Origin of the sequence: Nostoc sp. (assembly GCF_036917415.1) — a bacterium.
Taxonomy (GTDB): Bacteria; Cyanobacteriota; Cyanobacteriia; order Cyanobacteriales; family Nostocaceae; genus Nostoc.
On the sequence record NZ_JBALDJ010000079.1, the window covers coordinates 65395 to 80065 of the forward strand.

13 protein-coding genes, 2 tRNA genes and 1 pseudogene are annotated in these 14671 nt (G+C 40.3%); 6 read left to right on the forward strand and 10 right to left on the reverse strand.

What is annotated here, in order from left to right:
• Nucleotides 1-59: 59 nt before the first annotated feature.
• Both V7K41_RS16835 and V7K41_RS16840 read left to right on the forward strand, forming a co-directional pair.
• Nucleotides 60-1655, forward strand: coding sequence for a DGQHR domain-containing protein (locus V7K41_RS16835; RefSeq protein ID WP_334849890.1), 1596 nt, complete (start codon nt 60-62; stop codon nt 1653-1655).
• 150 nt (nt 1656-1805) lie between these two features.
• Nucleotides 1806-2951 (forward strand): annotated as a pseudogene (locus V7K41_RS16840) (DNA sulfur modification protein DndB).
• Between the two features lie 28 nt (nt 2952-2979).
• On the opposite strand, the gene V7K41_RS16845 reads toward V7K41_RS16840, so the two are convergent.
• From V7K41_RS16845 to argF, 7 genes are all read right to left on the reverse strand, one after another.
• Nucleotides 2980-3453, reverse strand: coding sequence for a DNA phosphorothioation-associated protein 4 (locus V7K41_RS16845; RefSeq protein ID WP_334849892.1), 474 nt, complete (start codon nt 3451-3453; stop codon nt 2980-2982).
• 80 nt (nt 3454-3533) lie between these two features.
• Entirely contained in the window at nt 3534-3821 is a 288-nt protein-coding gene (locus tag V7K41_RS16850; RefSeq protein WP_334849894.1) for a Uma2 family endonuclease, read from the reverse strand.
• Nucleotides 3822-3832: 11 nt separating this feature from the next.
• Nucleotides 3833-5905 carry an AAA family ATPase gene (locus V7K41_RS16855; RefSeq protein ID WP_334849896.1) on the reverse strand — a complete coding sequence of 691 codons (2073 nt, stop codon included), beginning with the start codon at nt 5903-5905 and terminating at the stop codon, nt 3833-3835.
• On the reverse strand, nt 5902-6075 hold the full coding sequence (locus tag V7K41_RS16860) for a hypothetical protein (RefSeq protein WP_334849898.1): 174 nt from the start codon (nt 6073-6075) through the stop codon (nt 5902-5904). Before V7K41_RS16860 ends, V7K41_RS16855 begins: the two co-directional genes overlap by 4 nt.
• Before the next feature lie 288 nt (nt 6076-6363).
• A complete protein-coding gene (locus tag V7K41_RS16865) occupies nt 6364-7842 on the reverse strand; it encodes a DNA phosphorothioation system restriction enzyme (protein WP_334849900.1) in 1479 nt (492 codons plus the stop codon).
• 71 nt (nt 7843-7913) lie between these two features.
• Nucleotides 7914-8519, reverse strand: coding sequence for a transcriptional repressor LexA (gene lexA, locus V7K41_RS16870; protein WP_334849902.1), 606 nt, complete (start codon nt 8517-8519; stop codon nt 7914-7916).
• A 209-nt stretch (nt 8520-8728) separates the two neighbouring features.
• On the reverse strand, nt 8729-9649 hold the full coding sequence (argF, locus tag V7K41_RS16875; protein WP_334849904.1) for an ornithine carbamoyltransferase: 921 nt from the start codon (nt 9647-9649) through the stop codon (nt 8729-8731).
• Nucleotides 9650-10014: 365 nt separating this feature from the next.
• Here argF and V7K41_RS16880 point away from each other — a divergent pair.
• Nucleotides 10015-10086, forward strand: a tRNA-Thr gene (locus tag V7K41_RS16880).
• A gap of 356 nt (nt 10087-10442) precedes the next feature.
• On the opposite strand, the gene V7K41_RS16885 is transcribed toward V7K41_RS16880, so the two are convergent.
• Nucleotides 10443-10772: a hypothetical protein gene (locus V7K41_RS16885; RefSeq protein ID WP_334849906.1), complete on the reverse strand. Its 330-nt coding sequence runs from the start codon at nt 10770-10772 to the stop codon at nt 10443-10445.
• 16 nt (nt 10773-10788) lie between these two features.
• Nucleotides 10789-11412 carry an orotate phosphoribosyltransferase gene (gene pyrE / locus V7K41_RS16890; RefSeq protein WP_334849908.1) on the reverse strand — a complete coding sequence of 208 codons (624 nt, stop codon included), beginning with the start codon at nt 11410-11412 and terminating at the stop codon, nt 10789-10791.
• 106 nt (nt 11413-11518) lie between these two features.
• Between pyrE and V7K41_RS16895 the strand changes: the two genes are divergently transcribed.
• Nucleotides 11519-11950, forward strand: a complete 432-nt coding sequence (locus tag V7K41_RS16895; protein WP_334849910.1) for a hypothetical protein — start codon at nt 11519-11521, stop codon at nt 11948-11950.
• A 110-nt stretch (nt 11951-12060) separates the two neighbouring features.
• Here the strand turns inward: V7K41_RS16895 and V7K41_RS16900 are convergent.
• Nucleotides 12061-12133, reverse strand: a tRNA-Ile gene (locus tag V7K41_RS16900).
• Nucleotides 12134-12429: 296 nt separating this feature from the next.
• Between V7K41_RS16900 and V7K41_RS16905 the strand changes: the two genes are divergently transcribed.
• Together V7K41_RS16905 and V7K41_RS16910 are read left to right on the forward strand one after the other, a co-directional pair.
• Nucleotides 12430-13131: a hypothetical protein gene (locus V7K41_RS16905; protein WP_334849912.1), complete on the forward strand. Its 702-nt coding sequence runs from the start codon at nt 12430-12432 to the stop codon at nt 13129-13131.
• Nucleotides 13132-13218: 87 nt separating this feature from the next.
• Nucleotides 13219-14655: a hemolysin family protein gene (locus V7K41_RS16910; RefSeq protein WP_334849913.1), complete on the forward strand. Its 1437-nt coding sequence runs from the start codon at nt 13219-13221 to the stop codon at nt 14653-14655.
• Nucleotides 14656-14671: the final 16 nt, after the last annotated feature.

The following is a 14671-nucleotide window of genomic DNA, read 5'->3' on the forward strand; positions in this document are numbered from 1 at the left end:
GTATTTAATACTTTAGACAATGTAAACTGCTTTGTATTCTCTAGTTTTTAAAAATTAACATGAAAGACTCTGACCCAACTGCTGACATCGCTAAAGAATACTTGGAACGAGAAAACAAGGAAAAACAGGTACTAGCTTTACTCCTAGAGAAGTTTTTAGGGAGAAAAGATCAGATTCTCGTTCAAAAAACCGAGATGGGTGGTACTGAAGCTTATGTCAGCTCCGTTACATTGGAATGGTTCGCAGGTCGTGTTCACTTCGCCTCTGGCTTACCTCTGTTTCAGAAAAAGTATAATCCTGAAACTGATAATGTCGAGATTGACGCAGATAGTATTGATGAAATTCAGCAACGTCCCCTTGATTGGTCACGTCAAGCACCGCTAGTCCAGTATTTAGCGGCTCGACAAAATCACAAATTTCCGCCGGTGCTGGTGGTGATTAATCAACCGTGGGTGGATAATCCCAAAGCTGCTGAGTGGGATAGCGAAGGATACGCCACAAAGTCTACGACTGATTTTATACCCCTAGATAAAGACAATAAGGTAGGTCTGCTAAATATTTCTGAGGATAATGTGACTATTTATGCGTTAGATGGTCAACATCGACTCATGGGGGTGCAGGGATTGATGGAGTTAATTAAAACTCGCAAACTCCAGCGCTATAAAAAAGATAAAGGTGCTGATGACAGTTTTATTACAGTAAATGATTTGATTGACAAGTACCAAGTAGACCTTGCTTACTTGCAAAATTTACCCAAGGAAAAAATTGGTATTGAGTTCATCTGTGCGGTAGCGGCTGGGGAAACTCGCACCCAAGCGAGGCGGAGGGTGAGATCGATTTTTGTTCATGTGAACCTGATGGCTGCACCGTTGACTAAAGGTCAGTTAACACAGTTGAATGAGGATGATGGTTTTGCGATCGTCGCTAGAAAAATTGCAGTTACACATCCCCTATTAGAACAACGACAAGAGCGCAATCCCCGTGTTAATTGGAATAGTTCAACGGTGGCCTCCAATTCTACAGTTTTAACTACTTTGCAAGCTCTGCAAGATATGTCTGAGCGATATTTGGCTCAAAAGTTCCCCCACTGGAAACCCTTGGAGAAAGGTCTAATTCCCATGCGTCCAGAGGATGAAGAACTTGAGCAGGGAATTGAGGAATTCAGCAAGCTATTTGATTTTTTAGCTAGTCTTTCCAGTTATAAAATTTTAGAACACGAGGATACACCAGCTTTACGGCGGTTCAGCTTTGAGAAGGATGGAGGTGAAGGAAATATGCTTTTCCGTCCAGTTGCTCAAGTTGCATTAGCGCAAGCTATCGGAATTTTGGTTTTTAAAAAAGGTTTTTCTCTGGCAGATATTTTTAAGAAACTGCGGAAGTTTGACCAGCAAGGCGGATTTAGTGGTATGGAATATCCCCAATCTCTCTGGTATGGGGTTTTGTATGACCAAAATAAAAAGCGGGTGCAGGTTTCTGGACGGGATTTGGCGGCGAAGTTATTGGTTTATATCCTGGGTGGAATTCAGGAACAGATGGAACGTGCTGAACTGCGTAAGGCTTTAGCGGATGCTAGGACTGTGGAAGATAAAACTATAAGTTTTGATGGTCAGTTTGTTGAACCCAAGGAGGTAGGACTACCACATATTTTGAACTAGCAGAATTAGATAGGTATTTTGCACTGTGGTTTTTACCGATGCTACAGTCCATAAGGGTTGCATATCATGTTTGCTAACATCTACTAATTTATATTAGGTATTTATATGACTCAACCAATTGAGGATAGTAATAATAGTATTTCTCCTCAGATGAAAGCTCAGTTTAGCTCCTTTATTGAGCCATTCTTCTCACAATATCATCGCGATCGCTGCTATCCAGGACTTCTTTTTAGGCAGGGAAAGCGCACTATGCTGCAAATTAATGTACCAGCAAGTGACTTTTCTGGTCTTCTACAAGCTAAACCATCCACTGGAAATGATCCTGATTCTGGTAAAAATCGCCCAGTGGTTAAAGGTCATGCTGATGAAATTAAAAAATATATTATTGACCGTTCCCGAAAAGAAAAACCTTGGATTGTAGGAACTCTGACTGCTAATATAGCTCCAAAAGACATAACAATTCTTGAATTTGGTAGAGGTATTTGTCTAGTTGTGATTCGTCGTGGGGTCAAGTTAGATATAACTGATGGTCAACATCGTAAACTTGCAATTCACGAATTAATAGAAAGTACTGAAAGTCACTTAATTAGTGATGATGATTTTGCAATTACTCTAGTTTTAGAGGGTGATTTTCACCAGTGTCAGGCAGATTTCAGAGACATGGCTCAAACAAAACAACTAGATAAATCATTATTATTATCATTTGGTGAATTCTCTGGTCGAGTTGGTATTACTAAAGAATTAATAAAACGAGTACCAATGTTTCAGGGGAAGACAGAGAAGATTAAATCAAGTCCTGCAACTAAAGATAGGCTGATCTACACAACTAATTTTATAGCTAGGTTTGTCAGTTGTGTTTTTACTAACGATCCAAGTAATCAGCTTCGAGATTATGATGTTTATCAAGCATCTGATGCTTTGGTTATTTGTCTTAATCGATTTTTCTCAGAATGCAGTAACACTGAATATATAGCTGATACAACTGTTGAATAACTAACAATAGATGAAGTTGCTGCATTTAAAGAAGACTGTATTCTAGGTGTAAGTGTGGGGCTGGAAGTTTTAGGGCGTTTATTGCACTACATATACGATCCAGAAAACAATTCTTTTAATGAAGAAAAAATTTTACAACTAGCACAACTAGATTGGTCAAGGGAAAATCAACTTTGGAAGGATAATGTAGTTAGAATAGATCCCAAACCTAAAAACCCAGATAAGCCTTATAAGTTATCTACTGCTGCAAATGCTGTAATGGATGCAGTCAAGATAGTAAAAATACGGCTGGAATGGATATAAATCATTACTTATAAGCAGCACTTAAAAATCAAGATAGGAATTTGGTGAGATCGAATTCCTCATCTTGTTGCTCTGTATTAGTTCGCTCATAATTGAGAAATAATAAAATTCGCTCTGCATAATCTACTGATCCGCGCAATTCATTTTGCAATATTTCTAATCCACCATTAGCGTACTCTTCAAAAATACTATTACGTTGCCTTTCATATTCTTCTTCGTTAAGAGATAGTGTTTTTATATCTTGAGTTTCATTAATTGCTAATAATTTGATTAAAATATCATTTCCCATTGAGGCAAAATACTCTATCCTGATTGGCGATGGTTCTCTTTTAGAAATCTCTCCCAAAGCCACCCGCTTTTTATGCTTTGCACCTAAAGCTGCTGCAAACACAATCACATCAGCAAAAGTATTAAAAGGGCCTGTTCCACCATCTGAAGATGTTAAACCTTTCACCAACTCAGCCTTATCTTTAGCAACCCTGATTCTGCCAGTTTCAGCCATGATATTAATATCTACATTGTTGCCATCTTAACCGACAGGCAAAAGCGATGCTTACGTCTACGCACTTTTTAGGTATTATTTTATGATAGTATGCAGGCGATCGCTAAACAAACAAAATCTCGATAGTGAAATGGGCCTTTCTCAGATACACGTACCTTAGCATCTGCTATATTGACACCACACAACCCCCTGCGTAAGTAGCTTTTTAATGTCGAAGCCAAATTTAAGGCAATATCATTATGGAGAATAGTACCCCCAGTCATGGCGAAAACTTCACCATTGATATATTCGTATTTAATATCTTGGTGTTCTTCCCATTCCAAGTATTCCTGGGGAGTCATATACTTTCCGTCTGGACTCGCAACCATAACTTCATCCTTTAAACATTACATTCAACCGCGATAATTTCAGTATATTCATATTCGTTCGGACTTTGTTTCACCAAAGGGTATCTTTCTCCACCCAACTCAATATAATCTTGTTCGCAATCCGGCTTAGATGAATAATACGTAAGCACATATTCTCTACCGATTCTGTCTGCCATTTCGGCTTCTACTTCACCCCGCCACTGAGTTTTAGTAACTAAAACTATCAATTGATTCGCTAATTGAGGAATTGTCTTCGCAATATGTCGCCGCGAATTCTCATCCAAACTACCAAACGGTGAATCCATGACAATTGGGAAAGTACTACTATCGGGAATCATCATCATTTTTCGCTTCTCACTCCATTCCCGCACTTTGTCAATGATGCTGGCTATAAAGGATAAACTGAGAATTTGATTTTCACCAGTAGAAGCTGCAACAAGTGCTTCCACACCTGTAGTATTTTCTACTAATGTCAGTTCATACTTGTCGCTAATTTTAGGAATGTATGGAGTAACAGAAATTTCTGTGAATATCTCTTGTACTCGCTTTTCTAGTTGCAGACGAAATTGTTGTTCTTGACGATTTCTAACTTCCGTTAACCGTTCAATTGCATCTTGAGTGGCGTTAATCCGTCGCTGTACTAAAGTTTGCTTGTCTTCATTCAGCTTTTGTTTGGCGATTTGTTTGTTTAAACCTTCAATTTCAGTTGTGAGTTGAGCAATTTGCTGCTGATTTGCACCCTGTTCTCGATTTAATTCATCAATTTTACTTTCAATTTCATCTAAGCGTTTTTGTAAACTGCTAATTTCTTCATTAGCATCTTTTCGCAACCGTTCTTGAATATTGTCTAAATCGCCTTCAATTTGAGATATGCTTTGCCTTAACTGATTAATCCTAGTTTGTTCTCTATCAACTTCTTCCCAGAATCCTACAGCTTGCTTATCAATTTCATCTACTTGTGTGCTCATCCGAATTGCAGTTTCTTCTACCGCTGAAGAACCTGCTTTATTTAACCAGATACTCACATGAGTATGAAAGTGATTACCCTCGTGTAATTCTGTGCCACAAATACATCGTTGAGAATTGAGTAAATCATTGACAAATTCACGCGAAATTCCTGATGTTAACTCGCCGCGTTGCTTCAAATCATTGATAATTCCTCGAAACTGTGCTGTCGTTTCTGACAGTAAAACGGTATAACCACGTGCAGAAATAACTTTTTTCAGCGCTTCCTTTGTTTTTTTATATTCTTCTTGATTCGCTGTTTTCTGCGATTCTAAATTCTGCCATCTTTCTTGCAATTCTTTAGCAGCACTCAATTCTCGCAAACGGTTACTTGTCTCTTTTTTAAAAGTTTGCTGATATTCTAACTCTTCTTTAATTTCAGTTTGCCGTTTGCTAATGCGTTCACGTTCTCGCTCTATTTTTTCTTGCTGTCGCAATAGCTGTTTAGTTTCAGAATCACCAATAGCTTTTAACTCATTTTCTAGAGTTTTTTTAGCATCTCCCAAATGTCTGATGGAACGGTTGATTACTTCCACACCCAAGAAGATTTTTGTAGCTTCAGCAATTTCAGCTTTTTTATCAGAACGGACTATTTCTTCAATTCGTTCGCCGTCAAAGAAAAAATATTGATGTAATGTAGCGGGTAAAATTTGATTAATTATATCGTCTGGTTGTTGAATTGGTATATTCCATTTGCCATCATCCGCACCAACCCACATGGTTAGTTGAGTTTTGCCAGCGTCAAAATCACCTTCGTTTTTATAACCCCGACAGGCGCGTTTAACTCGATAGCGTTTACCTTCATGTTCCCAGCCAATTTCTACCCAACATTCTACAGCTTGACCTTTTTGAGTTTCTGCGATCGCACGCTTATTCACCAACTGCTCTATTGATGCAAATGCCGCACTAAATTTATCATACAATACCCATGTAAAGGCATTCAGTAAGCTAGTTTTACCAGAGCCATTATTCCCATGAATAATCGTCGTGTTGTGAACATCTCCCCCAGCCAGGATCATCTCTGGTGTCGTACCATAAAAGGAGCGAAAGTTGCAGAGCTTGATTGAAGTCAGCTTCATCGCACCTCTTCCTTAATGATGTCCAAAATATTATCATTTATATGGCTGTTAATCTTCTTATCTAGCCTGCCTTTTTCTAGCTTCCATACCCGCTCAATAATTCGCCGTACCTCCGGCGGAGCGCTGCTTATTGGCTCCTGCACATCATCGATATTCGCCTCTTGTGACATCTTGGTTTTTTCAATATAATTTATCTATATTTTAACTTTCTCTGGCGCTGGAATAGCCTCAGTAAAGCCACTGTTGACGTTATGCTTAAAATCCTAATTTTCTTTTAAAGAACACTTTATTTTTTACTCAGTTTCTGTTATATTTATGTTAATTAGCATTTACTTTATAATGGGATATAAGTAACTATAAAAATTTTACTTACATCCCATTATGATCGAGTTAATAATTTTATTATTTCATACTTAATGCTTCTTTTTTCAAAACTCAAAAAATTTTACAATTGCTCATCAAATATCTAATAAACCATAGCGCTTTTGTAAATCAAGTAACTTCATTCTTGCTTCCCCTGCGTTATCAGCTAAATCAGCAAACTCCACAAAGCGACGCAATTCCTTTTTCAATAGATTACGCTCAACTTCTATAGTTTCTCTATCTAAATCTGGTGGCAAAACAATCATGTCAAATATTGTCGCGCGTTCTTTAGCCGGATGAGGACGTAAAACTCGCCCCCGTCTCTGGATAAATTGGCGAGGATTACCAGAACTTGATAAAATCACCGCAGTTTGAATTGCTGGAATATCGACACCTTCATCTAAACAACGAATTGCGACTAAACCTTGCAACTCTCCATTTTCAAATTGATGACGCAAAATTTCTCGTTCTTGTAAAGTTGTTTGTGCTGTATAGGTACTTACCTTGTACCCCAAATCCACTCCGAGAATTTTAGCAACAGCTTTAAGTTGGCGTAACGATGAACGTTGTCCCGCATCTTGGGAACCATCACTGCAATAAAAAAGAGTGTGAGTAGTTTCGCGGCGAGTTAGCATTAATTCATGCAAGGCGGTTAATTTATTTTCCGCAGCACCAATTAATCTTGCTCTTTGCATCAATAACGGCTTTAAATCTTCATTGTCTTCAAAGTTTCCCACTTGTCCATTTTCTCGATCTCGATAAAGTAGCGATCGCCCAATTCTTTTAGTTAGCTTTAAATAAGCAATACTTTCGGCTTCAGTTAACTCCACCAACACCGGATAATAGAGATAATGTACCAAAGCACCTTGAGCGATCGCATCCCTCAAAGTAAACTCTGGCTGGAGAACTGGGCCGAAATAATCAAATAGAGATTGCGTACCAAAATCATCAAAATACCTCTCCGGTGTGGCAGATAAAGCCAGTCTCAACCCAACACTGCGCGGCAAACTTTCTTCTAACTTGGGTGCGCCTAAATTATGCGCCTCATCCCCAATAATTAAAGTTTTGGCAGGAAAATATTTGAGTTGAGACCCAAACCCATCTCCAATTAAAGTAGAGTTGGTAGTAATCACAGTAACAAACCGTTGAGAACCAGAACGCAGATTATAAATTTGCGTAGAAAGTTGACTTTGCCAAGTGCGTAAATTCTCAAAAGCTAAAATGGGTTGCAAATTAAATTTTTCACATTCTCGCGCCCATTGGGTAACGAGATGACGATAAGGACATACTACCAACAGAACTTGTAAATTAATCTGTTGGTAGAGTTCACAAGCGATCGCTAGTGCGGTAATCGTTTTACCACTACCAGTAGCCATTTTCAGCGTCCCTCTGCCATTGTTGGTAAACCAGCTAGCGATCGCTTGTTGCTGATATTGCCGTAATTGCAGAGACACAGGCATTCTTGGGCATCCTGGTAATGGTTGCGTGTAATAACTGCCCTTACTTTCCCTTACAAACGGTAATTTCAACCGGAAAGTGGGCAGTTGCTGCACTGGATTTTTCGTCAGGTACATATTTATTTAGTCATTGGTCATTGGTACTTATCTTTCCCATTCCCCATTCCCTACTCCCCACTCCCCATTACTCAGTTGTAACCACGCCATACACCAATGAGAGAACCCTGCACCTGTACTTGCACAGCCATGACTTCAATGGGATTGTACTTAGGATTTGCTGGTTTAAGGGTAACGCGATCGCCTTGGCGATAAAAACGTTTTAATGTGGTACCGAATCCATCTACTCTAGCGGCGACGATGGTGCCATTTTTCAAATGATTAGGTTCTGCTACTGGACGCAGAAATACCACATCGCCATCAGTAATTAAATCTTCAATCATGCTATCGCCAGCTACCCGCAAAGCGTAAGTTTGGGGAGGTAAATCGAAATTAGAAAAGTCTAAATGATCTACAGCATCAGTAAACGGTTCTATTAAACCACCAGCAGCGATCGTGCCCAAAATTGGTACACCTTGCTTCACAGGACGCAAAATCCGAATCGTTCGCGCTTGTCCTTCAGTCCATTCTATATATCCTTTAGTGCGTAAATGTTCTAAACGGCTTTGAATTGGTGCTGGTGACTTCAAGTTCATCGCTTGCATCATTTGCCGAATAGAAGGCGAATGCTGGTGCGATCGGATGTATTCTGCCAACCATTCGTAAAGTTCTTGTTGAGCTTCCGTTAGACGTTCCATAAATTTGCAGGAAGTAATTATAAATCTCTCTAGAACATTAGTACTACAAAAAACTCCCCATAACAAGAGAAAAGTAAAAATATGAAAGGCAAAAGCAAAATTATTTTCTTCTCTTTTGCCTTTTGACAAATAAGAATATTACAGCTTACAGGTTAGAGCTTACAGGTTATAAGGAAGAAAAGATACCCTATCCCCTGTGCCCTATTTTCTTACTCTGCCCCTAAAAGACTTGCAAGTAATGCCTTTTGCGCGTGGAGACGATTTTCTGCCTGTTCCCAAACTCGTGATTGGGAACCTTCAATAACTGCCTCAGTAATTTCTTGACCGCGATGGGCTGGTAAGCAGTGTAAAACAATTGCCTCTGGATCGGCAAGACTTAATAGCTGCTCTGAAATTTGATAAGGCTGGAAAATTGGCATTCGGTTGTCTGCTTCTGTCTCCTGCCCCATACTCGCCCAAACATCAGTGTAAAGTACAGCAGCTCCCTTAGCAGCTAATTCTGGATCGTGAGTCAGAAGGACTTCAGTTTTGTTATTAGCGATCGCTCTTGCTTCCTCTACAATTCTAGAATCTGGCTCATATCCACCAGGAGTAGCAATTCTGACATTTATCCCCACCAAAGCACAGCCCAACATCAGAGAATTAGCGACATTATTTCCATCACCCACGTAGGTTAAAGTTAACCCAGCAAGAGTACCAAAGCCTTCTTGAATCGTCAATAAATCCGCTAATATCTGACAGGGATGTTCTGCATCAGTCAGCGCATTAATCACCGGAATCTTGGCATAGTGAGCAAAGGTTTCTAAATCCTGCTGGGCAAAAGTGCGAATTGCCAAAATATCCAGATATCGATCTAACACCCGCGCTGTATCCTGCAAAGGTTCCCCACGACTAACTTGAGTGACATTAGGGTTGAGATCGATTACCTGTCCACCAAGTTGGTACATCGCCACAGTAAAACTTACCCGTGTACGAGTTGAAGCTTTGGAGAACAACAACCCCAAAACTTTATTACACTGCAACTTCAACTGTTGTGATTTAAGTTGAGTTGCCAATTGCAGGAGTTCTTGAAGTTCCGTAGAACTGATGTCCGCTAGACTTAATAAATCTCGTCCGAGCAATGCTGCCATGCTTGTAATCTGTAAAAAATAATTATATATTTCTGTTCCTTTATTCAGCCGTGCCAAGAAAATATAGTTTTAGAACTGACCAGATATTTTTGCGTTCAGCCCAGGATTTGAGTTAGCTTTTGCTATGAATATTAATTTATCAACTTTATCAACGATCGGAATCACTGATTTTTTCTGGTTGATCAGAATGGCAACGCCAGAAAAACTATCTAGGCGTTCACAAGCAGCGATATTGCTAAAATTTCCGGTCTTTTAGCCTTATTTCTGGAGAGATAGATATTTTTTGGAATTTACAGCTAGACAAATAGATGGATTATGGTACAATAATAAATCGTGGTTACTATTTAAAAGTCATCGTCAAACTTGCCAGCATAGCACAGTGGTAGTGCATCCGACTTGTAATCGGAAGGTCGCGAGTTCAAATCCCGCTGCTGGCTTTTGTTGAAAGAGAACAATTTTCCTCGCTAGGACTTGCTTGTGGTTTTTTGTCTTATTGCGACTACCACGATTGACGATATTAATCTTGTGGTAAATTAACCTAAATCATGGTTAATAACAGAACATAATTAGTTCAAATTTAGCTCGGATATTGTAAATTAAATGGACGATTGAAGTGAGTTAGCAAATGTGTTGATGATTTTGCAAATATGAAAATTTTTAAAGATGGAAGATTACACTTGGAAGAGACGATCCAACTGATCGTTAGGTACTTACACAAACCCTCTTGAAAAGTTTTTCAGGAGGGTTTTTTTAATTTATTTAGAGCGATGATCGCGCAAGCTCATTGCATTGGTTAATTCAAAGCATCAGCGATCTTAATACCAAGGTGCTGCAATGCTTTTTCTTTCACAAATTCAGCAGCACTACGAGCCGATTCTGCCAAAATAGTATCGGTGTTTGGAGTCAGCTTCAGCGCTCCTCCCAGGTATCCCAAAGTTTTGCAATAATTATCAGTCAGGTTGGTAGATGCTAGTCTCTTTACAGTTTGATAATCGCCACTCTGAAAAGCTGTTAGCGCTTTGTGGTGTAAATCGTTTTCTGGTTTTCCTAGTATTTCAAGAATTGCGTTCACAGCTTTCTCAACTTTTTCTTGTGTTAGTTCTGTAGATACAGTTGCTTGCATATTTATCTCCTTTTATTCATGAATTCGCAAGTTGTCGGTAGCGTTCTTGAACTTCCCGAATCGAAAACAAAGTTTCAAACTTCAACCCTGCTGACTGGTACAACTCACCTCCCCCTTGTTCTCTGTCTACCAGTGAAATTACTTGATTGACGGTATAACCTGCATCTTTAAGACGTTCAACTGCTTTGAGAGCAGATTGCCCAGTTGTTACTACATCTTCCAAAACTACTACTTTTGCGCCCTCTCGTAAACTGGGGCCTTCTATATAAGCTTTTGTTCCATAACCCTTGGCTTCCTTGCGAATAATCAGCGCTGGTATTGGGCGGTTTTCATAAACTGAAACTATACTTACTGCTGTCACAATTGGGTCAGCCCCCATTGTTAAACCACCTACAGCCTGTGTATCTACAGGTAATAAAGGAAATAATAACCGTCCAACTGCCAAAGCGCCTTGAGGATGAAGTGTTACCTGTGTTTTATTGACGTAATAAGAACTACGCAGCCCAGAAGAGAGGAGAAAATCACCCTCTTGATAAGCAAGTTGGCAAAATAAATCTAGTAGCTTATGGCGCAAAGTGGTCAAATCAGAAGTGGTTGCCCAAATATCTGAGTGGGTAAGAGTTTCAGTAGGATACGTCATTACAAAACATTAAAAGTTGTGCTACACCAAAGGTTGAACTCATCAGAGTTCTGAACTTCAGCATAAATTAAGATTCGCCCAAAGCAAAAGTTGAGGAGTCAGAAACGTGCGTATAAAATTTAAAACCTTTGGCGGTTTATTGGTACTACTTGCTGCTGGTATTGCTTTTCCCTCTATTGCATCTGCCCAAACGGCAACACCCAATACTGAAACTACAAATGATGTATTTGAACGAGCTTATTTTCGTCACGATCGCAATTTCTACGAAAATGGCAGCCTCAAGCGTCAGCTAGACTCATTTCTCGGATCTGGTTCTAGTTTCGGTGGTTCCTTCCCAGAAAATGAAATTGCCCGCGATGCCGAGTTGGTTAATACTTTATATCATGATGCCCTGACTCAGCAAGTTGGCAACGATCCTTATATTCGTACTCCTGATTTACCAAATCCTTATGACACATCGCTAATGATGTCTCCTCGCTATAGCAACAAACTTAAAGTCGGAACTGAATTCCGGTTTGAAACTTTACCATCTCGGTAAGATTGGGGAGTGGGGAGTCAACAAGGGAATAGGGTACAGATTATTCCCTATCACCTGTCACCTCTCCCCTAATCCCAATTCCCTTCTATTAGTAGTTTTTGATGATTCAGTGCGCCCTGCTGGAATCGAACCAGCCTGAAGACGAATTATGAGTTCGTTGCCTCCCCAATCGGCCAAAGGCGCTTGTTTTGTAAGGTTGTGGGTTGCTACAAGTTAATTACTTCAACTCTTAAGTCAACCTCATTTGCTAATTTTGGAGTGAGAAAAATACCTCACGCACTGAGTTTAGCCAATTCAATGAATATAGCACAAATTTACCACGTGTGAATACTGGACAATAGTTTACTAGATTTTTATACTACATAATTTGATCATAGATATAGTGCAAACTAATATTGATTGAGTTCCTTTAAGGATTGAGGTCAAAAGCTTCACTATTCTTAAATAGACTAGCATTCTATTGTGATAGCTTGTCAGCGATGAAAATAAATTCTACTGTACTTCTTACTTTGATTTTGTTAATTCTAATGATGGGAGCAGGTTCTGTGAGCGCTTTTTTGGGCTTTGAACTCGGGAGTTCAGCACTTAAAGGCGTGACTACACCAGATGGGCGTCCTACAACCAAATTTGCCAGCAATAAGGCAAATAGCTCTCAACAGGGAGGGCTGGTGCTATTAAAAGAGGAAGAAATTCTGAAAATTGTCAAGGCGCGAATTGAGGGTAAGACCAAAGCCGCTAAATCGGAAAAGCCAGAAGAAGATGATGAAGAAACCAATAGCAGCAAGCAGAAGCCAGAGGAAAAACCCCCAGAAGTAGTTGAAGAAAAGCCCCTATCAGGTTTTCCGGTTACAGCCCAAAGTCAGGGTGTAACAATGACTGTGCAATCTGCTCGCTACTCTGGCGGTGATTTACTACTGAAAGTGAAAATGCAGAACAAAGGTAAGGATTCTGTGCGCTTCTTGTATAGTTTTTTAGATGTTACCGATGACAAAGGACGAACCCTGAGTGCAAGTACAGAGGGTTTACCAACAGAATTGCCTGTAAATGGGCCAGCATTTTCAGGTACAGTGAGCATTCCTACAGCTTTACTTGATGATGTCAAGAAAATATCACTTGCTCTCACTGATTATCCCGCTCAACAATTGAAGCTAGAGGCATTGAATATTCCTGTAGAAAGGTAGGAGAGGACTGGGGACTGGGGACTGGGGACTGGGGACTGAATTTTTCCCAATACCCAATCCCCGATACCTATTCCCCAATCTCCCTAAATGGAGGACGTGAGTTTTACACGAGCTTTGGCGGTGAGTGGTTTTCCTAATTTAAGTTTGATAGAAGTAGCGCTGCGGTTGTTGTCAGTGTTACTACTGATTGCCATAAATGCCTTTTTTGTAACGGCGGAGTTTTCGATGGTGAGCGTGCGGCGATCGCGTATTCACCAACTAGTTAAGGCTGGGGATATTCCAGCGATCGCTGTAGAAATGTTACAACGCAGTATTGACCGACTGCTATCTACCACCCAATTAGGCATTACCCTCTCTAGTTTGGCACTGGGATGGATTGGTGAAAGTACGATAGTCGTGCTGGTGAATGCCTGGTTAAGATCCTGGCCTTTACCCAGTGGGATGGCTACCTTCCTCGCCCATTCCCTGTCAATTCCTATCGCCTTTTTCTTGATCGCCTATTTGCAAATTGTGGTCGGAGAACTATGTCCCAAATCCTTAGCCATGCTGTACTCAGAACAGCTAGCGAGGTTTTTGGGGCCTCCGGTAAAAGCGATCGTGCGTTTTTTTGGCCCCTTCATCTGGATTCTTAACCAATCAACTCGTTGCTTTTTACGGATTTTTGGTATCCAATACACAGGTCAAGGCTGGCGACCGCCTGTGACTCCCGAAGAATTGCAACTGATTATCTCTACAGAATGGGGATCTACTGGTTTACAGCGTGCAGAGCGAGAACTTCTCAATAATGTCTTTGAGTTTGGGGATGTCATGGCCCAAGATGTGATGATCCCCCGCACCAGTATTATCACACTACCAAAAGATGCTACCTTCCAGACATTACTCAGGGAAATGGCTTCTACTGGTTACTCTCGCTATCCCGTGATTGGTGAATCTTTGGACGATGTTCGCGGTATTGTTTATTTTAAAGATTTAGCACAACCTTTGGCTGTAGGAAAGCTCAGTTTAGAGACACAGATCCAACCTTGGATGCGTCCCACCCGGTTTGTTCCAGAACACACGCCCTTAAGTGAACTTTTGCCCATGATGCAGCAAGAGAAACCCGCTATGGTTATGGTAGTCAATGAATTTGGCTCTACTGTGGGACTAGTGACAATTAAAGATGTGATTGCCGAAATTATTGGCGATCCCAGCGAACCTGAAAGCAGTGAAGACTTACTGATTCAGATGTTAGATGAGCAAAAATTTTTGGTGCAAGCACAAATCAACCTTGAAGACCTCAACGAAGTTTTGCATCTCAATTTGCCCCTGACCAGAGAATACCAAACACTAGGGGGTTTTTTGCTGTATGAGTTACAGAAAATTCCGGCCATTGGCGAAACCTTTTGTTATCAAAATCTCGAATTCACTGTGGTATCGATTGTTGGCCCACGCCTACATCAAATTCAACTGCGACGGTTAGAGGAAGAGGGGAGAGCAGAGGAGCAGGGGAGTAGGGGAGATGAGGAGACAAGGGGGAATTATTGAACAAGTCTCTACCTTG